The 18,608-nt window shown below is 44.3% G+C and carries 18 protein-coding genes; 9 read left to right on the top strand and 9 right to left on the bottom strand.

Going from position 1 to position 18,608, the window contains the following annotated elements:
- Positions 1-60 precede the first annotated feature (60 nt).
- The 3 genes from AC0VYA_RS00285 (at position 61) to AC0VYA_RS00275 (ending at position 3,173) form a co-directional block, all read left to right on the top strand.
- Positions 61-1,464 carry a capsule assembly Wzi family protein gene (locus tag AC0VYA_RS00285; RefSeq protein WP_475489691.1) on the top strand — a complete coding sequence of 468 codons (1,404 nt, stop codon included), beginning with the start codon at positions 61-63 and terminating at the stop codon, positions 1,462-1,464.
- 48 nt (positions 1,465-1,512) lie between these two features.
- Positions 1,513-1,995, top strand: a complete 483-nt coding sequence (gene coaD / locus AC0VYA_RS00280) for a pantetheine-phosphate adenylyltransferase (RefSeq protein ID WP_006993460.1) — start codon at positions 1,513-1,515, stop codon at positions 1,993-1,995.
- 104 nt (positions 1,996-2,099) lie between these two features.
- Positions 2,100-3,173 (top strand): CDP-glycerol glycerophosphotransferase family protein, encoded by a 1,074-nt coding sequence (locus AC0VYA_RS00275; RefSeq protein ID WP_475489690.1) that lies wholly within the window; start codon positions 2,100-2,102, stop codon positions 3,171-3,173.
- A gap of 87 nt (positions 3,174-3,260) precedes the next feature.
- On the opposite strand, the gene mutM is transcribed toward AC0VYA_RS00275, so the two are convergent.
- From mutM to radC, 6 genes are all read right to left on the bottom strand, one after another.
- A complete protein-coding gene (mutM, locus tag AC0VYA_RS00270) occupies positions 3,261-4,073 on the bottom strand; it encodes a bifunctional DNA-formamidopyrimidine glycosylase/DNA-(apurinic or apyrimidinic site) lyase (RefSeq protein ID WP_475489689.1) in 813 nt (270 codons plus the stop codon).
- Between the two features lie 40 nt (positions 4,074-4,113).
- Positions 4,114-4,644 (bottom strand): hypothetical protein, encoded by a 531-nt coding sequence (locus tag AC0VYA_RS00265; RefSeq protein WP_473477263.1) that lies wholly within the window; start codon positions 4,642-4,644, stop codon positions 4,114-4,116.
- A gap of 150 nt (positions 4,645-4,794) precedes the next feature.
- A complete protein-coding gene (gene rpmG / locus AC0VYA_RS00260) occupies positions 4,795-4,950 on the bottom strand; it encodes a 50S ribosomal protein L33 (RefSeq protein WP_006993456.1) in 156 nt (51 codons plus the stop codon).
- 12 nt (positions 4,951-4,962) lie between these two features.
- Entirely contained in the window at positions 4,963-5,199 is a 237-nt protein-coding gene (gene rpmB / locus AC0VYA_RS00255) for a 50S ribosomal protein L28 (protein WP_006993455.1), read from the bottom strand.
- A gap of 139 nt (positions 5,200-5,338) precedes the next feature.
- Positions 5,339-6,151, bottom strand: a complete 813-nt coding sequence (locus AC0VYA_RS00250; RefSeq protein WP_011572993.1) for a glycosyltransferase family 2 protein — start codon at positions 6,149-6,151, stop codon at positions 5,339-5,341.
- A 127-nt stretch (positions 6,152-6,278) separates the two neighbouring features.
- The gene (radC, locus tag AC0VYA_RS00245) at positions 6,279-6,953 is read right to left on the bottom strand and encodes a RadC family protein (protein ID WP_011572992.1); all 675 of its coding nucleotides are present in this window, start codon (positions 6,951-6,953) and stop codon (positions 6,279-6,281) included.
- Between the two features lie 143 nt (positions 6,954-7,096).
- Here radC and coaBC point away from each other — a divergent pair, with 143 nt between their 5' ends.
- On the top strand, positions 7,097-8,341 hold the full coding sequence (gene coaBC, locus AC0VYA_RS00240) for a bifunctional phosphopantothenoylcysteine decarboxylase/phosphopantothenate--cysteine ligase CoaBC (RefSeq protein ID WP_475491007.1): 1,245 nt from the start codon (positions 7,097-7,099) through the stop codon (positions 8,339-8,341).
- A 62-nt stretch (positions 8,342-8,403) separates the two neighbouring features.
- Positions 8,404-8,997, top strand: a complete 594-nt coding sequence (gene slmA, locus AC0VYA_RS00235) for a nucleoid occlusion factor SlmA (protein ID WP_011572990.1) — start codon at positions 8,404-8,406, stop codon at positions 8,995-8,997.
- Between the two features lie 81 nt (positions 8,998-9,078).
- On the opposite strand, the gene AC0VYA_RS00230 is transcribed toward slmA, so the two are convergent.
- Positions 9,079-10,935: a DUF885 domain-containing protein gene (locus AC0VYA_RS00230; protein WP_011572989.1), complete on the bottom strand. Its 1,857-nt coding sequence runs from the start codon at positions 10,933-10,935 to the stop codon at positions 9,079-9,081.
- 162 nt (positions 10,936-11,097) lie between these two features.
- A complete protein-coding gene (locus tag AC0VYA_RS00225) occupies positions 11,098-12,756 on the bottom strand; it encodes a M28 family metallopeptidase (RefSeq protein WP_475489688.1) in 1,659 nt (552 codons plus the stop codon).
- Between the two features lie 299 nt (positions 12,757-13,055).
- On the opposite strand from AC0VYA_RS00225, the gene AC0VYA_RS00220 reads away from it, so the two are divergent.
- Both AC0VYA_RS00220 and AC0VYA_RS00215 read left to right on the top strand, forming a co-directional pair.
- Positions 13,056-13,379 carry a DUF1820 family protein gene (locus AC0VYA_RS00220; protein WP_011572987.1) on the top strand — a complete coding sequence of 108 codons (324 nt, stop codon included), beginning with the start codon at positions 13,056-13,058 and terminating at the stop codon, positions 13,377-13,379.
- 47 nt (positions 13,380-13,426) lie between these two features.
- Complete coding sequence (locus AC0VYA_RS00215; protein WP_475489687.1) at positions 13,427-15,187, top strand: DUF885 domain-containing protein; 1,761 nt, start codon at positions 13,427-13,429, stop codon at positions 15,185-15,187.
- A gap of 617 nt (positions 15,188-15,804) precedes the next feature.
- Here AC0VYA_RS00215 and AC0VYA_RS00210 read toward each other — a convergent pair.
- A complete protein-coding gene (locus tag AC0VYA_RS00210) occupies positions 15,805-16,269 on the bottom strand; it encodes an EVE domain-containing protein (protein WP_475489686.1) in 465 nt (154 codons plus the stop codon).
- Between the two features lie 185 nt (positions 16,270-16,454).
- On the opposite strand from AC0VYA_RS00210, the gene imuA reads away from it, so the two are divergent.
- Together imuA and AC0VYA_RS00200 are read left to right on the top strand one after the other, a co-directional pair.
- Complete coding sequence (imuA, locus tag AC0VYA_RS00205; protein ID WP_475489685.1) at positions 16,455-17,144, top strand: translesion DNA synthesis-associated protein ImuA; 690 nt, start codon at positions 16,455-16,457, stop codon at positions 17,142-17,144.
- A gap of 9 nt (positions 17,145-17,153) precedes the next feature.
- The gene (locus AC0VYA_RS00200; RefSeq protein ID WP_475489684.1) at positions 17,154-18,608 is read left to right on the top strand and encodes a Y-family DNA polymerase; all 1,455 of its coding nucleotides are present in this window, start codon (positions 17,154-17,156) and stop codon (positions 18,606-18,608) included.

Raw genomic sequence — 18,608 nt, 5'->3', positions numbered from 1 at the left:
TTAATCTTGAATTGTTACACTCGATTTTTTGTCACCTGCCGTTTTGGAATGAAATAATACATGTCACGTTATTGGATAATCGGCTTTTTGCTAGTCGCGTCACAAGGATGGGCGAAAGGACTTTCCCCCTACCTTCCGCTACAAATTTCACCTGAAATTGAATCTCAGATAGAAAAAGTCATGGCACTGACCCCTGGGGCACCCCTTACCAAGCCGTACAAAGCGGTTGATGTTATGCGCCGCAACAAACTTATTGCCACACGATTTCCTGAGCTTCACCGCTCGGTTGACGCTTATTTAGCCCGGTTTAAAGATACGTTAGCGTTAACCCATGTGAGCGCATCAATATCGGCAGGTGACGATGAAAGCAGCCCTGTGCCGAATCAAAGAGGTATTAAACGCGACTCCAGCTACCAAATCTCGGCTTCTGGCGTGGCTTTTATCTCACCTTATGCCTATGTGGCAGGCGGAGCCTTGTATGCTGATGGCGAAGATGCCGTGTTGTATAACACCCATGTCGCCTTTGGTTATGAGTACGCACAAATCGAAGCGGGTTACCGAGAACACTGGTTATCGCCAATGCAAGATTCAGCTTTATTAAGTAGTACCAACGCCGAGCCAAGCCTGTCTGTTACTGTGAGTAACGCCACCCCTATCACAGATTGGGGTATCCGATATGAGCTGTTTTATTCGAAGCTTGAAGATACGCTGGGCGTTAGCCAGCAAGGTGAATTGTTCAGTGGTGAACCCAATTTATTAGGCTTTCACTTGAGTGTATCCCCTGTTGAAGCGTGGACCATAGGCTACAGCCGCACCCTAAAATATGCTGGAGCGAATAACAACTTGAGTGTCGGTGATGCTTTCCAAGATTTATTCAGCCCCTCAAGTGAAGATAAAGCACCTGAACTTTATCCTCAAGCGTTAGCAAGCGATCAGAAAACGGCAATTTCCAGTAAGATTAATTTACCCTTCGCTTTCCCTGTATCTCTTTATGGCGAGATTGCCTTTGACCACGCTCCTGAAAGCAAGGAGCAAGAAGCAGATGACAAAGCCCTTGCTTTTGGGGTCTATTTCCCTATGGTAACCAACAACCTGTCTTTGCGATATGAATTCACTCGCTTAGACGAGCTTTTCTACCAATCCGGCTTCTACACCACAGGTTACACCAACGAAGGCTTATCACTTGGTCATTGGGCGGGCGATCTTTTTGCTTCCCAAGATCAGGTTCAAAAGACAACGCATTCGGTCAATATGAATTGGAAATTTGCGTCTGATCAGGTTATTGATATCACATTCAGAAGTGCAGATAGCGACATGAACTCAAACACGGAACAAGCATTCAAGGAATTAACGGTGCGTTATAGTTACGCGACACAGTACGGTTTCTGGGGTATTGATCTTGATGTAGGTGAAGATCGTTTTGGCGAACAATTTAAACGAGTAAGTGCATTTTACCGCTGGTAAGCATTTAACAAGGCGGCATACGCGGCCACATTGATAAGGTATAACAACATGCACACAAAAGCTGTCTATCCGGGCACATTTGATCCCATCACAAATGGCCATGCAGATTTAATTGAGCGCGCAGCCAACATGTTTGCACACGTCATTGTCGGCATTGCCGCAAACCCCAGTAAAAAACCTTTGTTCAGCTTACAGGAGCGTGTTGACCTGATTAAAGAAGTGACAGAGCACCTGCCTAACGTTGAGGTCATCGGCTTTGAAGGTTTGCTCGCAGATTTTGCTGATAGCCAAGGTGCTACCGTATTGATCCGCGGTTTGCGTGCGGTATCAGATTTTGAGTATGAATTTCAGTTAGCCAACATGAACCGTCGATTAAATCCCAATTTGGAAAGTATTTTCTTAACCCCTGCCGAAGAGAACTCGTTTATATCATCGACGCTGGTCAAAGAGGTCGCGCTGCACCGTGGCAAAGTCGATCAATTCTGCCATCCAGCGGTTCAAGCGGCGTTAAAAGAAAAGCTTCAGCAATAACCTATACTCGCTTTTGTTGCATCAAACAGAGCGAGAACAGCAAAGTAATATACCATCGCGCGCTTATCCTCTAAGCGCGTCATTAACAATACAATTGAGAAACCATGGCAAAACATTACCTTTTTTACATCTCCGAAAATTATGCATTTCAAATACTGCGCCCCTTGCAGGACGAAATTCAAAGAAGAGGCGATACCGTCGCTTGGTTTGTAGAAGGTAACAACGTCAACAGAGCTTATTTTCAGCCCCATGAAACGCAATTACCTGATGTTCAGGCCGTCATTGATTTTCACCCCATTGCCGTATTTGTTCCTGGTAATATGATCCCGTCATTTATCCCTGGCTTGAAAGTCTGTGTCCGCCATGGCTTCATTGGTTTTAAAACTCGTAAAAAAGACGGTTTGAACTATTCGTTTATTATTCGAGATTGTTTTGATTTGTATTGTACGCATGGGCCATCAATGACCGGCACATTCAAATTACTTGAGCAAAAGCATCAGTTCTTCAAAGTAGTCGAAACAGGGTTTTGTAAAATGGACCCGTTTTTTGATCGTTCAATGGTTGCTAAGAAGGACGCTGCCGCTAACACAACAGCACAAAGGGACGAGCGCCCAGTGGTGTTATTTTCATCCACCTTTTCTCCTCGAATGTCTCAAGCCGAAGCGCTTTTGCCAACCATTGAGCGCTTATCTCAAGATACTAAATGGCGTTGGTTAGTGACCTTTCATCCTAAAATGGCACAAAGTACGGTGGATGCCTATAAAGCCGCTCAACATGAGAATTTAACCTTTATCGAAACCGATAATGCCATGCCATTAATGCTCGAGGCCGACTTAATGCTTGGGGATAATTCATCTATGCTGGTTGAGTTTTTAATGTTGAACAAACCTGTGGTGACCATGAAAAATGAGCATCCTAAGCCGTATTTTATTAATGTTACCGATGCTGAAAAAATTGAAGAAAGCATAGAATACGCATTAACTAGGCCGCCTGAGTTGATGGATAAATTAGACGACTACGCAGCGCAAACTCACCCTTACACTGATGGTCAGTCAAGTGCTCGCATAGTAGATGCCACACAAGACATGCTGGATAATCCCCCTAAGTTGAAAAATAAGCCATTCAATCTAATCCGAAGTATCAAAATGCGTAAAAAACTAGGTTACTGGAGGTGGTAAAGGCGTGTGACGCCCGCTAGCAATAACGTCGTGGCAATGATGCTTTGAGCCTGTTAGTGCTATAAATCTTTATTCACAATCGTGTATCTATTTTTGGCACTGCTCACAAAAAAACGTATTACGCTGCCCTAGGGTCACTGACTGAATTTCGCTCTCGCAGACTTCGCACGCTTGGCCTTTACGCCCATATACGCGCAGGTGCTGTGCAAAATAGCCTGGATTGCCATCTGCTTGGGTAAAGTCTTTTAACGTTGTACCGCCCTGCTCTATCGCTTTTGCGAGTACTTGCTTAATAATGTCACCTAACGCTAAATAACTTTTTTTGCTGACTTTTTTAGCTGCTTTGCGTGGGTCTATACCAGCAATGAATAACGACTCATTGGCGTAGATATTCCCCACGCCGACCACGACTTTGTTGTCCATGATAAAGTTCTTCACTGGCACACTCTTGGTGCGAGAAAGATCATATAAGCGTTGTCCATCAAAGTCAGATGTTAATGGCTCAGGCCCAAGAGCGGCTATCATACCAATTTCAGGGTCGCCGACACGTTGCCATAAACAAGCGCCAAAGCGGCGAGCGTCGTTGAAACGTAAACACACACCATTGGTCAATACGATATCGACATGATCATGTTTAATCACCGGTGTTTCACTGTTCACAATCCGTAATTTACCCGACATACCCAAATGCAAAATAATGCTACCTGCATCGGTATCAATAAATAGGTACTTAGCGCGACGACGCACGTCATTCACCATGTGCCCCTCAGCTAAATGCACGTCATCAGGCACCCACCAACGTAATTGTTTATGACGCACAATAATCTGCTCAATATGCTGACCAATTAAGTGTGGGCTAATGCCTAAGCGGCTCACTTCAACTTCGGGTAATTCAGGCATAGGGTGTGTCCGTTAAAAGGTATTGGTTAAAAAGCACTTGTTAAAAGCGATTATCAAAAAAGAGCTCAGACCATGTTTTGTTGGTCACTTTATAAAGTTGAGCGCCTTGCGTTGGGTATTGCACCAGCATGTCAGCACCGACTTGAAAAAACAGATAGTGACGGGGGGCGCTTTCTCCCGCTAGCCAAACATTGACCTGAGTCGCGCCCGCCAGCGTCGCCTCACCGATAGGCTCAAGCAAGGCCTCTTGCCATGCCATGACGTTGTCTGTGAGTATCTGATTGTCTATTTCGTTGTCGCTCGTTTCTTTGTTCTTATTTGCTACAAGGTCGTTGTTATTACTCTCTTTGGTAGCCATTAAAAAGCGCCATCCTCTGCCTACTCGCTCGAGAGTATAGTCATGGGTGACAATGCTCGTGAGCATAGCGTCAGTGGGGACAAGCTTATCAATAGTTTCATCTTTAACGCTACTGCCGGAAAACAGATTTCCAGTTAGGTTAAACATCAAAATCAGCAGCAACATCGAAATAATTAATACATTATTCCATGCGCGGGACGTCAATCGGATCATCGTGAAGTAGAGTAAAATAACGAATGCATTGACTGATTATGCCATGTAATGCACAACAGAAAACAGTCTATTTGGCAGGTTTACGAGAGAAAGTAAAACGCAAAAAACCCGACATGAGCCGGGTTTTTCGGGAGACAAAACAAGTATTAATTACTTAATTTTGGCTTCTTTAAACAAAACGTGCTGACGTACTTTAGGATCAAACTTTTTGATCTCCATTTTGCCAGGCATGTTACGTTTGTTTTTATCTGTGGTGTAGTAAAAACCGGTACCAGCAGAAGACACTAACTTGATTTTATCACGCATAATCTGTGTTCCTTAAATTTTTACGCCATTGGCACGGATATCAGTTAATACTGAATCAATACCTTTCTTATCAATAATACGCATACCTTTAGCAGATAAACGCAATTTAACGAAACGGTTTTCGCTTTCAACCCAAAAACGGTGGGTTTGTAGATTTGGCAAAAAACGACGACGAGTCGAGTTTTTAGCGTGTGAACGGTTGTTACCTACCGCTGGACGCTTGCCTGTCACTATACATACTTTGGACATCGTATTTGTCTCCAAACAATTCTAAAAATATTTAGCTCTGACAAGCATGCAAATACGCGTGCCAGCTTTAGCTATCAACAAGAGGGCGCATTTTATACAGCAAACAGCTATTTAATTCAACGATTAACTGATAAAAACCCTAGTCTTTTATTATGCCATAAGCGGTACGGGTTAATTTATTTGATTTTGTGGTCGCTCGAATAGCTTTATTTTTAGCAATCATCTCAGGTGTAACATAGCGATGATCATGCTCCAAATGCAGGCAGGCTGCAGAATAGCGAATTTGGATGCCTCGCACACCACGGTTAAACAAGCGCTCGCCTAACTCCCTGTCTTGCCCACCGTACTGCATTCTCTCATCAAATCCATTGACGGCAAAAATATCGTCGCGCCAGCCAGAAGCATTGTGCCCATTCCAGGTTGGTTTAGCCGGAGTGACTGAATTTAGTACCGTTCGCTTCCATTGCAATGTGGTCAATTTCCCCAATTTGCGATTACGTTTAACGCCATTTTCTACCAGCCAAGTTCGCTCAAACGCCTGACCCGAGGCAATGTGTTGCTGGTTAATCAAATCACTAGTGGGCATAGGAAGTTTGAAATAACCTCCGGAGAGAAATTTTCCCGGTCTGGCATGCGCTTTATGCACAGCAACAAAATCACGTCTGGGTATACAGTCACCATCGGTAAACAGCACATAATCACAGGTACTGGTGAGCAGTGCTTTGTTCATAATACGTGACTTTTGAAAACCATCATCTTCTTGCCACACGTGTTTGATGTCCAAACCTGAGCCCTGAATAAAACGGTCAATACAGGCTTTCGTATCCGACGTTGAACCATCATCTGCGATGATCAGCTCAAAATTTTTATCCGTTTGATAATGAAAGCCCCACAGGACCTTTTCGAGCCATACGGGAGAGTTGTAGGTAGTAAAAATAACAGATATTTTCATAATGAAACCGATTTTGACTTTAGAAGCAATCGTGTTATCTAATTTCGTTTCTTTGACAATGACATGACCAACGCATGACACTTTTATGGTAGCCGACGAGCCTTAAGGTCACGTCGTCCAGCTACGGCTAAATCAAACCTCGCTCGGCAAACGATACGGCAACACCATCCCCAACCACAAGATGATCAAGCACTTTGATGTCCAGTAAGCTCATCGCGCTGATAATCCTCGCGGTGATGTGCTCATCGGCCTGACTCGGCTCAGCCACGCCTGACGGATGATTGTGGGTCAATATCACAGCAGCAGCGTTATCTTCTAGCGCCTGTTTCACTAGAACTCGAGGATAGACCGATGCGCTATCAATGGTGCCGAAGAACATTTTGCGAAATTTGATCAATTGGTGCTGACTGTCTAGCAGTAGCATGCCAAACACCTCATTGGGCTCGTCACGCAATTGGGCGATCAAAAAGTGCTTGGTTTGTTGAGCGCTGTTAAACACGGTTTCACGCTGTAACTGTTCGGCAAAAAAGCGCTGACTTAACTCGATGGATGCTTGCAGTTGCACAAATTTCGCTTCCCCTAACCCTTTGGCTAAGCAGAAATCCTGCTGACTCGCACTGATTAGCCCCCGCAGTGAGCCAAAGGTATTTAGAAGGTTGCGCGCCAAATCAACGGCACTTAATCCTTTGATGCCCGTTCGCAAAAATATGGCCAATAGCTCCGCATCAGACAAGGCATCGGGCCCTTGGGTGAGCAGCTTTTCTCTTGGTCTTTCATGGGCAGGCCATTGGGTTATTTTCATGCGTCCCTGTCTTATTAAACGTTTCTTTTTTGCGCCTACTACCGGTACGAAATAGAAATTAAGTGGAAATTAAGCCTAGCAAAAGCGGTCTATTCCAGCCAATAATGGCCGTATAAAATGAGTAAGATAGCAAAATGATCCCTATGCAATTAGCCCAACAGAAGATCCTACTTGGTATAACAGGCGGTATAGCAGCCTACAAAACCCCAGATTTAGTCAGAAAACTCACTGCGCTTGGCGCACAGGTACGTTGCGTGATGAGTGCTTCAGCAGCAGAATTCGTGAGCCCACTGGCTTTACAGGCGGTCTCAGGCAACCCTGTTGGTGATGACCTACTGGATCGTACCGCGGAAGCCGCTATGGGCCACATAGAGCTGGCAAAATGGGCTGATAAAGTGCTTATTGCCCCTGCTACGGCAAATTTCATGGCCAAACTCACCCATGGCTTAGCCGATGATTTGTTATCCACGTTATGCCTAGCCACCAGCGCACCGATGTATATTGCCCCTGCGATGAATCAGCAGATGTGGCATGCGCAGGCAACACAAGCAAACCTCAATATTTTACAACAAAGAGGCGTCACCATTTTAGGGCCAGCTCCCGGCGAGCAAGCCTGTGGTGATATCGGCCTAGGGCGAATGATAGAGCCGATTGATATCGCCAATATGTTAGCCCAAAGTTCAATGGAGCCCTTGCTCGCTAACAGGCATATTGTGATTACGGCAGGGCCAACACGGGAAGAAATCGATCCCGTGCGCTTCATTAGCAATCACAGCTCAGGAAAGATGGGCTACGCATTAGCGAAAGCGGCTGTTGCTTTAGGTGCAAGGGTCACATTGGTATCAGGGCCGGTGAATTTGACGCGCCCAATAGGTGTTGATGTCATTGATGTAGTCAGTGCAGAGCAAATGCACAATGCCGTTATGACTGCCGTGAGCAAGTCCCAAGTTAATGACGCGCAGTCAGATAGCATGCAGCTTAATTGCGACATATTCATCGGTTGTGCAGCCGTAGCAGATTACAAGCCACAGCAAAAAACCGAGCAAAAGATTAAGAAGTCCGATACGGAGTTAACACTTACTTTTACTAGAAACCCTGATATCCTTAGTGATGTTGCCCATTTAGCTCAACCCCCTTTCACGGTTGGCTTCGCCGCTGAAACGCAAGACGTGGCTCATTACGCACAAGACAAACTGAAACGCAAAAAGCTCGATATGATTGCCGCAAACGACGTATCCCAAGCCGGTTTAGGCTTCAATAGCGAGCAAAACGCACTCAATGTTTATTGGAATAATGGTGGAAAAAACCTTGGCGTTGCCGATAAGAGTCAGTTGGCGATTTCGCTATTGACCTTAGTTGCTCAGCGTCACGCATTAAAAACAACATAAACCACACTAGGGATAAAACTCGTTAGGTAATAACGCACACAGAGGTCACTTTAGGATAGAAAATGGCAATAGCAAAAAAGATAAATCGCCGTGCGCAAATATTACAAGCACTTGCCAGTATGCTGCAAACCAACCCAGGCCAGCGGATCACTACCGCTAAATTAGCGGCTCATGTTGGTGTGTCAGAAGCCGCGCTGTACCGTCACTTTCCCAGCAAGGCCCGCATGTTTGAGGGCTTAATAGAGTTTATTGAAGAGACTCTTTTTTCGCGTATTAATAAAATTATTAATGAAGAAAAAGATTCCACGACTCGCTGCCAACTGATTCTGCGCCTTATACTTGGCTTTGCGGAGAAAAACCCGGGGATCACACGCATCTTAAACGGTGACGCTTTAATGGGCGAGCAAGACCGATTGCGTGACCGAATAGCCCAATTATTTGAACGTTTAGAAACCCAGTTAAAACAAGTTCTCAGAGAAAGAAAATTACGCGAAGGTAAATCACTTCCCGCTGAAGAGGCCATAATCGCGAATTTCCTTATTTGCTATGTAGACGGGCGAATTAATCTGTTTATTCGCAGTAAATTTACCCGCCGCCCAACAGAGGGTTTCAACGACCAATGGCAGTTAATTAGCACTCAGTTCTTTTTGAACTAGCCACGTTAGAATTTGCACATAAAAAAGCCCGTTGAGTCACAACTCAACGGGCTTTTTACTTTTATTTATATCTGCAATGAATTAACCCGCTTTATTCGCAGATTGCTGCACATCCGCTACCCAAGCTTTGACTTTCTGCTCAAGAATATTCAGTGGCACAGGGCCATCTTTTAGCACTTGGGCATGAAAGCCACGAATATCGAATTGCTCACCGAGTTCTGCTTGCGACCATGCACGCAATTCCATGATCTTCAACTTACCAATCATATATGCCGTCGCTTGGCCCGGCATAGCAATGTAACGCTCAATCGCTTTAACCGAGTCATTCTTCGGGTTTGGTGTATTTTCGATGAGATAATTAATAGCTTGCTCACGACTCCACTTTTTACTGTGAATACCGGTATCAACCACTAATCGACAAGCACGCCATAGCTCCATCGCCAAGCGACCAAAGTCAGAGTATGGGTCTTGGTAAAAACCCATATCTTTGGCTAGTTCTTCAGTATACAGGCCCCACCCTTCGGTATAGGCAGTAAATGAACTGTATTTTTGAAACTCAGGAATACCCTCAAGCTCTTGAGCGATCGCTCGCTGCATATGATGCCCAGGTATGCCTTCATGATAGGCCAAGGCTTCCATTTGATAGGTAGGCATGTCGTTCATGTCGTAAAGGTTTGCGTAGTATATGCCTGGTCGAGAGCCATCTTTCGCAGGGCTTTGATAAAACGCTTTGCCGGCTGACTTTTCACGAAACGGCTCAACACGTTTAACCACCATCTCAGCCTGTGGAATTAAGCTAAAATATTCAGGTAGTTTGTCACGCATGGTGTCAATAAGCGCTTTCGCTTCAAGCAAGTAAGCATCACGCCCTTCGTCCGTATTGGCGTAGTAGAATTGTTTGTCAGTTCGCATAAATTCGAAAAATTCATTCAAACTGCCGTCAAACTTCACTTTTTTCATGATGCTGCGCATATCTTGATGAATACGCTCAACGTTTTGTAAGCCAATGTTGTGCACTTCATCGGCGCTTAAATCAGTAGTAGTAAACCATGCAAGACGATTTTCGTACCACTTGTCGCCGTCAGGCAAGCGCCATACACCATCACCTTCTGGGGTTAAATCTCGCTGCACTTTCAACTCGCGAATGAGTGCTTGATACGCAGGTTGAACCGACGTCAGAAGGGCGTTGCTAGCATCATCAAGTAAGGTCTTACGCTCGCTGTCGGTTAACTCTAACTTGCTGACTTTGTCTTGGAAGTCCTGCCAGATGCTTGATGTACTGTCGCTGCTATCAAAGGGGGCTCCGGTAATCACGTTTTTTGATGCTTGTAGCATCTGATCGTAAGACCATTTTGGTGGAAATACGCCTATTTTTTGTCGAATACGTAGCTGGTCAATGACTTGTGAAAACAAGGTTTTTACCCCTTGCAGACGACTGATGTAGGCTTGAGCGTCTTCCGTGTTGGTGACTCTGTGCACATTAATCAAGAAGCTGGGGACCATAGTGTGGTAAGCACTAAACTGATCCATGATATAAGTGTGATGACGAAACTCATCATTAGCTAGTTGGCGCTCTAAGGACACTTTATTGAGCGCTAAACTGATTTTCTCTGCGGCGCTTAACTGACTTTCATCAAAACCTTTTAACGTATTTAACTGCTTCTTGGCGAGTTCGCTGCTTTGTTCAATGAATGTTTCACTGATGTTGTTCCACTTATCGTAATCCCACTTGTAACCTAAATAGCTTTGAAACTGCGGTGAACGATGCAGTCGCTGTTTAAAGTTATTAGCAAAAAAGTCGGCTAATCGTTGTGATTCCGTTTGCGCGGTGTCGACTGTATGGGTGGTGGATTCATTATCCTGGCGGGCTTGTACGTTCAATGCCGCAAACGACAAAGACGCAGCCGCAAGCGAAAGGGCGATGATAGATAGTTTCATGTTAGCTCCCTGATTTTTTTATTATGTATTTTAAGCCTCTGTGAGTCATGCAATTGCAAAGGTAGGTAACTGCATGACGGCACAAAACAAAATGAGTGCAAGTTAGTAAGCTTGCACTCACTGGTCCATGATGAATAACGCAATAACGCGCCTTACACGCTACTACTTAGAAAACGTATCACCAAAGAAGTCACCTTCATTCCAACTAGAACGCTTAGCTTGGTTAGCCAAGGTGAGACCGATGTAATAATTCACTTCGGCGAATTTAGTTGCCGCCTTCCAGTTAAAGGGCTGATTAAAATCATCCCCTGGCTTGTGGTAATTAGTTGCTAAAAATTCACCGAATTTTTTGCTGCCATCAACTGCTGGGTCGGCTGATTGCAGACCAGGCACTAAAAATACTGACGGTACCCCCTGTTTAACAAAACTGTAGTGATCAGAACGGGTAAACAACGCCTGCTCAGGCCACGGATCTGGGCTTAGGGTTAAACCAATTTTTTGTGCTGCAAGACTCACCGACTCTTTCAAATCACTATGATCTGCACCAAAGGCGATGACGTCGTTGAACTCGTAAGTTAAAATCGGCATGTCTAAATTAACGTTCGCCACCATGGCGTCTTTTGCCACGGTGGGGTTTTGTGCGAAGTAATCTGAGCCAAGTAAACCCTTTTCTTCTGCCGTGACCGCAACAAATAATATTGAACGCTTAGGGCGCTCAGCCAGTTGGCTGAACAAGCGGGCGGTTTCAAGTAACACCGAAGTACCTGTTGCGTTGTCCATGGCGCCATTGTTGATCTTGTCTTTCTTGACTGTTTTGGCGATCCCGATGTGATCAGAGTGGGCTGAATACACAATATACTCATTCTTCAGTGTCGGGTCTGAGCCTTCCAATATAGCCGCAACATTAGGGCTACTGATGGTCTTGTGCACGCTACGCTTACTGAAATCAATACTTACCGGTAAAGAGAAACCTTTAGGTGACTCGTCTTCTTCAAGTAGTTGGTAAATCTGCTCTAAATTCATATCCGCATTGGCAAACAATAATTCAGCCGCTTCTTTGCTTAAATAAGCACTGTTTTTCAGTGCAGGATAAACATTGGCTGGCTGGCCGTTTTGATCTAACCAGCGTACCGTCGGCGTGTGAATATAATTAAGAAGGTTTTGATAAGGTCGCACTTTCTCAGCAGTAGGCGTGGTAATAGTCACATAACCAATGGCGCCGTGCTCTGCAGCGTGGCGTTTCTTCTCATTGGTTGAACCAAAATGCGCGCCTTCTTCACTTGGGAAAGAAGCCGGCTTACCAGAAAGCACCACTACAACTTTGCCTTTTACGTCTAAGTCAGCGTAATCATCGTGTTCAAGTTCTGGGGCAATAATCCCATAACCTGCAAAGACCAATTGCCCTTTGACACTGGCCATTTCGCTCACTGGGCTTGCACTGGTGATGTATTGTTTGGGATAAGCTAATTCGACACTGCCTTTGGCAGTTTCAAGTACGAACGAAGGCGAAGCTTGATCAAGTGATGCTTGGCGAAAAGGCGCGCGTTGTAGAAAACTGCCATCATCGCCAGCAGGTTTAAGGCCATAGCCTTCTAATTCTGAGGCAATGTACAAAGAAGCAATTTCATGACCACGAGAGCCAGTATCACGGCCTTCTAATAAATCATCAGATAAAAAACGTAAGTGAGATTTAATTCGTTCTGCATCAGCATGAACACTTTGTTTGACAGGGGCTTCCTGGGTTGCATTTTGATTTATTGATTGGCAACCAGCAAGCATAAGCCCAGCTGAAAGCATGCCTAAATACATGATTTGGCGCATTGTTGTTCCTTTCTATCGGTGCGTTTATATTATTTTATCAACAGCTTGACGAGCAAAGTCGGTGTTCGCAAGACTTGTGGCTAAAATTGCTGTCATTCTGTTGTTCGCTAAATTGTACGGCAAAGCCTAGGGCAAACAAAATCAAGTACGGCCAATGACGGGTTTTATCAGCCCACTTGTGCTTTTCTTGGCTATATTGGTTTTCACTGTAATTTCTAGTACTTGGCGAAAAGCCAAGGACTGGGTAGACTGCAGCACTTTTTAAATTATCTACACTTTACGCAGTAATAACCCAAACTATGTCGAAAAATACTTCACTCTTTAGAATTCAATTTATCGCCAATGGCGTACGCTACGAACTATATGTGCGCGAATTGTGTCAGGGCAGCTTATTTGGTTTTATCGAAATTGGCGATTTTGTGTGGGACAACCACACCAGCGTGGTAGTTGACCCAAGCCATGAAAAACTCAAAGATGAGTTCGCTGATGTCACCACCACGTACATACCAATGCACAATGTTTTACGCATCGATGAGGTAAAAAAACAAGGTACGGCTAAAATCAGCGAGCTATCTGATAAGGTAACGGCTTTCCCAAGCCCAATTTATACTCCGAAAAAGTAAATACCTTGAACGCGAAATAATAATCGAAATGACAACGAGGGATCTTTATGTACAAGCGCAGTTTGATGCTAGCGGCAGTAATGTTGAGTTTTTGCTTTCACGCCTTCGGAGCAAGCGAGCCTTCACAGTCACGTAAATTAAGTGCTTTGCTAGAGCAAATTTGGCAGTACCAGTTGTCAGTTGACCCAATAAAGGCCACCCGTTATCGAAACAACCGCTACAACGACAAACTGAAAGATCTCTCCCCCGAGGCCTTACAGACCCATGAACAGCGAAACCAGCAGTTTTTAGCTCGCTTAAAGGGCGTGGACGATAGCGGCTTAAACCATCAGCAAAAGATCAACAAATTGATGCAGATGCGCGAGCTGCAAAACGACATTGACTTATATCGCTTCAACGCCCATTACATGCCGATTACGTCAGAGTCGGGTTTTTACAGCTCGTTGGCATTTTTACCAGCCTCAGCCCCGTTTAAAACTCAGCAAGATTATCAAAACTACCTAGCTCGCTTAAACCAATTTCCTCGCTATTTCGCCCAACAAATTGCTTGGATGAAAAAAGGTATTGAAACTGGCCGCGTGCAGCCAAAATCGGTGCTTGTTGGGTTTGACGACACTATTAAAAAATTCATTACCGAAGACCTACACGACAGTCAATTTTTCGCCCCGTTTAAACGCCTTGCCGAATCAAGTTTTAGTTCAGCCGTTCAGGCTAGCTTATATACGCAAGGTGAAACCGCCATTAACCAGAGTGTGTTGCCTGCCTATCAGAGCTTTTATGACTTTTTAGTGAGTGAATACATCCCCAACGCAAAACAAGATATTGCCGCCAACACATGGCAAAACGGCGCCGCGTTTTATCAAAATCGTAGCGATTACTACACCAGTACCAATCTAGATGTAGCCGATATTCATCAAACCGGTTTGCAAGAGGTAAAACGCATTCGCAGTGAAATGCAGAGCGTATTAGACACCCTTAACTTTGAAGGTGATATTAATCAGTTTATTCGGTACTTACGCACCTCCCCCGAGTTTTATGCCACCAGTGCAGACGAGCTTTTAATGCGTGCTTCATATATAGCCAAACGCATTGATGCCACGCTCCCTCAGTTATTTTACACTTTGCCCCGCGTGCCTTACGGTGTGGCGCCGGTGCCTGATAATATCGCCCCTAAATATACCACTGGGCGTTATATCGCCCCAACAAGAGACGACCAGCCGGGTTACTATTGGGTGAACACTTATGCGCTGGATAAGCGCCCCTTGTATGCCCTGCCCGCGCTTACCTTGCACGAAGCAGTACCCGGTCATCATTTGCAAATATCGCTGGCAAGTGAAATGCAAGACTTACCTCCTGTTCGCCGTTACACCTATATTTCAGCGTTTGGTGAGGGCTGGGGTTTATATTCTGAATTCTTGGGTAAAGAAGTGGGGATTTACACCACACCCTATGAAGAATTTGGCCGCTTAAGCTATGAAATGTGGCGCGCGTGTCGTTTAGTGGTCGATACGGGTATGCATATGCAAGGTTGGTCGCGCCAACAAGCCATTGACTACATGCTGGAAAACACTGCTTTATCTGAACATAATGTCACCACAGAAGTGGACCGCTACATATCATGGCCAGCCCAGGCTTTGTCCTACAAAATTGGTGAATTAACCATTAAACGCCTACGTAAAAAAGCCGAAGACGCATTGGGCGACAAGTTCGACTTACGCGCCTTTCACGATGCAGTGCTCGCCTACGGCTCAGTGCCCTTGTCGATTTTAGAACAGAATATAGATATGTTTATTGAGGAGAGTCGTTGACATAGAGTTTTAATATGCCGGCTTGCTGTTAAATATTAAATAGTGCCTTTCGATAAATATAGGTTTGATACCAAAAATGACTGCTGGCACAAATACATTTGGTTCTTGATAGATAGTCATTTTATCGATGTAGCCAACATCAATGTAAAACCAGAAACAAAAATAATTTTAAATAAGAACGGAGTGAGATTATCTATAATTGCATCTCCACCCCATGTTGCATGTTTGTTCCCAAGTGCGAGCAGAGTTGCCCATGCAGTTAGCAACGTTCCCGTAAAATTGAGTGTTTTTTTGAAATCAACAGCCCAAAAAAGATTTAAAACATCAGCATAAAAACCATAGATAACACATAAAAAACCAATACATATGGTAATGAGGAATGTTAAAAATAATTGCTTTCGAAAATTAGTCTATTCTCGATCTCTTCTATTATCCTCGTAGTCCATTGTTCGTCCAACTAATCGACCAAACGCAACTCGGCTGAAAAGCAAATGTAGCACTGCCAATAATAAGTTCTTCACAATTCTAACTATGACCTCTTACACTTTTAATCGTTTGTTAGTCAATAATCTTTTAGTTATAAAGACAAGCTAATATCTGATTTTTAGGCGGATGCACTATCCTTTTGCCACCGCCAACAATACTGAAAACTCATGCTCATTCACTGGCATGATAGACAATCGATGGCCTTTTTTGATTAAGCCGATTTCGTTTATCTCGGGCATGCTTTTTATTTTTTTAAGCGACAAAATAGCGGGAAATTTCTCGACAAACTTTACATCGACCATCACCCATCTGGGATTGTCAGGGCTTGATTTAGGGTCATAGTAATGGCTTTCAGGGTCAAACTGTGTGTGATCTGGGTAGGCTTCTTTGACGACTTCTGCAAGCCCCGCGATGCCAACGTCTTTACAGCTAGAATGATAAATAAAGACCTTATCGCCCTGCTTTACTTGGTCACGCAAAAAATTACGCGCTTGGTAATTGCGGATACCGTCCCAGTGCTCCGTCTGCTCAGGCTTTGCAGCTAAGTCATCGATGCTAAAGGCATCAGGTTCTGTTTTAAATAACCAATATTGCATTTGGGTTCTCATCTCTTAAAAAGACAACTTATCAATCAAAAAGTAATTATGCCAACAATAAACCTGCGTGGAATCAATCAGATCCATAGTTTGACAAAAGTGCCCTGCACCTAAAACTTGCTAATCATGTTATGTTTTATATACTGTATAAATATACAGTTAAAATATACAACCCATGGTGATGTATGAACTCAACAATCGATCAGCTCAAAAACAAGCGTCTAGTTTGGCGAGCCAGCCAAGCAAGTGGTGCTCATAAGGTTTTGCCCAGCGGTTTTGATGCTCTCGATGCTCACCTAGAAGGTGGTTTACCTGAGCAAGGTGTAGTTGATATTAGTAGCCCAATTGGCATTGGTGAACTGCGCTTACTCTTACCTAGCTTCGTATTGCGCCAACAAAACAGCGACAAACTTTTAGTCTTTATTGGTGCCCCCGCTCGGTTGAATGCACCCATGCTGGCGAAAATGGGCTTTGAGTTATCGCGTATTCTGATTATTGAACCCAAGAATGCCAAGGATGCTTTATGGTCAACTGAGCAATGCTTAAAAAGTGGCTGCTGTGATGGAGTATTGTTGTGGCATCAGGGCCTAGAAGTACACCAAGCAAAGCGACTACAATTCGCGGCAGAGGCAGGCGGGGCATTAAATATTGTGCTACGCCAGCAACAAGAACAGGTATTTTCATTGCCGGTGGCTTTAGCAATGCAGTTATCCTCATCTTCTCAGGGTATCGAGGTAACCATTACTAAACGCAAAGGCGGTTGTCATAGCCAGCCCTTCACCGTCAATATGAGCAAGATGTGGCCATCATTAACGCGACCTATACCAGCAAATAATGTTCTTCCTCTCACTGGCTTACATAGCCTTACCGGCTAATTAGCCACCATGCAACCTCTATGGCTCTACCTACATTTCCCAAATTTGCAGCTCGACTCTTATCACGTGCATGAGGGTGCCGAGAGCAAAGGATACATTGACGGCACAGGCAATCATAAAAGTACATCGTCGATCCCTATTGTAATACTCGATACAGCTCATGGTATCGTGCAGCTTAATAAATGCGCCAGGCAAGCAGGCATTCAACCCTTCATGAGCTTAGGCACAGCTGCGGCTTTACATGGTGGCTTGCAGGTTATGCCGTTTAACCCGGAAATCGAAAAACAGCAGCTGAGTATAATTGCGCAACGCTTATACATGGTTGTTTCAGATATTTGCTTTTTCAGTGAGCAAGGGCTGTTACTTCGAGTGCACAATATGTTGCGTTTATATTCGAGTTTAAACGAACTGTGGAGCATGATTAAAAGCCAGCTTGTACCATTGAACGTAAGTTTCTCATTCGCCACTGGCCATTCACCTTTAGCGGCCAAATTACTCGCCGTCAAAGGATGGAACCAAATCACGGATGAACCCGCGGCCATACAGCACGCCTTAAAAAAAGTCGATTTAAGCCTTACTGAACTTTCTTCAAAGGATGTAACTAAGCTTAACAGCATTGGCGTAAAATCTGTTGAGCAACTTCTCATCATTCCGTTTAGTGATTTACACAAACGCTTCGATACTCAAATGATTACTTACTTAGGGCAGCTAAGAGGCGATTTCAAACATCCGGTAATTTTTTTTCATCCCCAAGCAAACTTCAAGCAATACATTGAACTGCTGTATGAAATAGAGCGCACCGATTTACTTCTCAAACCCATACAAAAATTGCTTTCAAACTTAGAGAATTTTTTGCTGCTAAGAGACGAGTTAACCCAAGAGCTGCGCATAATTTTATATCAGCGAGATAAAAGCAAAATCGAATTTACGGTAGGGGCGCAGCAAGGAGAATATCGTGCCAAAGACTGGTTAGGGTTGCTCGCATTAAAACTCGAAAATGTGCTGCTGAATGCTCCAATTATCGCACTGCAACTTTCCACGGGTAAAACTTTTGTTCGTCATCCTGATAAACAAGATTTGTTCCTTGGGAAACAAGGGGTTGTATCCCGCTTACAACTTATATCAGCATTACAAGCTAAGCTTGGCGATGATGTACTTTTTAGCCCGCAAACCATTAACGACTATCGACCTGAGCGAGCATCCCAATATTGTTCCGTATTAACAGTGAATGAGCGAAACCCAATTTACCGCTCTCCGCTAAGACCAAGTTTTTTGTTAGCTGAACCTAGTTTGCTTACTCAACACGTTTCAATCGTGCATGGACCTGAACGCATTAGCACAGGTTGGTGGGACCAACAACCTGTGCTACGAGATTACTTCATTGCGGTGAGTAAAGAGGGGCAATGGTTTTGGGTGTTCAAAACACCAGAAAACACGTGGTTCTTGCAAGGCATTTTTAGTTAA

The sequence above is a fragment of the Paraglaciecola sp. QJM3NY_14 genome (assembly GCF_056173245.1).
The sequence above is the reverse complement of the archived record's forward strand: the minus strand, read 5'-3'. Positions and strand labels throughout refer to the sequence as shown.

What these genes read in the sequence shown, in the direction of transcription:
- AC0VYA_RS00285 (WP_475489691.1), top strand. Translation starts at nt 61, where the DNA reads ATGTCACGTTATTGGATAATCGGCTTTTTGCTAGTCGCGTCACAAGGA.
- coaD (WP_006993460.1), top strand. Translation starts at nt 1,513, where the DNA reads ATGCACACAAAAGCTGTCTATCCGGGCACATTTGATCCCATCACAAAT.
- AC0VYA_RS00275 (WP_475489690.1), top strand. Translation starts at nt 2,100, where the DNA reads ATGGCAAAACATTACCTTTTTTACATCTCCGAAAATTATGCATTTCAA.
- mutM (WP_475489689.1), bottom strand. Translation starts at nt 4,073, where the DNA reads ATGCCTGAATTACCCGAAGTTGAAGTGAGCCGCTTAGGCATTAGCCCA.
- AC0VYA_RS00265 (WP_473477263.1), bottom strand. Translation starts at nt 4,644, where the DNA reads ATGATCCGATTGACGTCCCGCGCATGGAATAATGTATTAATTATTTCG.
- rpmG (WP_006993456.1), bottom strand. Translation starts at nt 4,950, where the DNA reads ATGCGTGATAAAATCAAGTTAGTGTCTTCTGCTGGTACCGGTTTTTAC.
- rpmB (WP_006993455.1), bottom strand. Translation starts at nt 5,199, where the DNA reads ATGTCCAAAGTATGTATAGTGACAGGCAAGCGTCCAGCGGTAGGTAAC.
- AC0VYA_RS00250 (WP_011572993.1), bottom strand. Translation starts at nt 6,151, where the DNA reads ATGAAAATATCTGTTATTTTTACTACCTACAACTCTCCCGTATGGCTC.
- radC (WP_011572992.1), bottom strand. Translation starts at nt 6,953, where the DNA reads ATGAAAATAACCCAATGGCCTGCCCATGAAAGACCAAGAGAAAAGCTG.
- coaBC (WP_475491007.1), top strand. Translation starts at nt 7,097, where the DNA reads ATGCAATTAGCCCAACAGAAGATCCTACTTGGTATAACAGGCGGTATA.
- slmA (WP_011572990.1), top strand. Translation starts at nt 8,404, where the DNA reads ATGGCAATAGCAAAAAAGATAAATCGCCGTGCGCAAATATTACAAGCA.
- AC0VYA_RS00230 (WP_011572989.1), bottom strand. Translation starts at nt 10,935, where the DNA reads ATGAAACTATCTATCATCGCCCTTTCGCTTGCGGCTGCGTCTTTGTCG.
- AC0VYA_RS00225 (WP_475489688.1), bottom strand. Translation starts at nt 12,756, where the DNA reads ATGCGCCAAATCATGTATTTAGGCATGCTTTCAGCTGGGCTTATGCTT.
- AC0VYA_RS00220 (WP_011572987.1), top strand. Translation starts at nt 13,056, where the DNA reads ATGTCGAAAAATACTTCACTCTTTAGAATTCAATTTATCGCCAATGGC.
- AC0VYA_RS00215 (WP_475489687.1), top strand. Translation starts at nt 13,427, where the DNA reads ATGTACAAGCGCAGTTTGATGCTAGCGGCAGTAATGTTGAGTTTTTGC.
- AC0VYA_RS00210 (WP_475489686.1), bottom strand. Translation starts at nt 16,269, where the DNA reads ATGCAATATTGGTTATTTAAAACAGAACCTGATGCCTTTAGCATCGAT.
- imuA (WP_475489685.1), top strand. Translation starts at nt 16,455, where the DNA reads ATGAACTCAACAATCGATCAGCTCAAAAACAAGCGTCTAGTTTGGCGA.
- AC0VYA_RS00200 (WP_475489684.1), top strand. Translation starts at nt 17,154, where the DNA reads ATGCAACCTCTATGGCTCTACCTACATTTCCCAAATTTGCAGCTCGAC.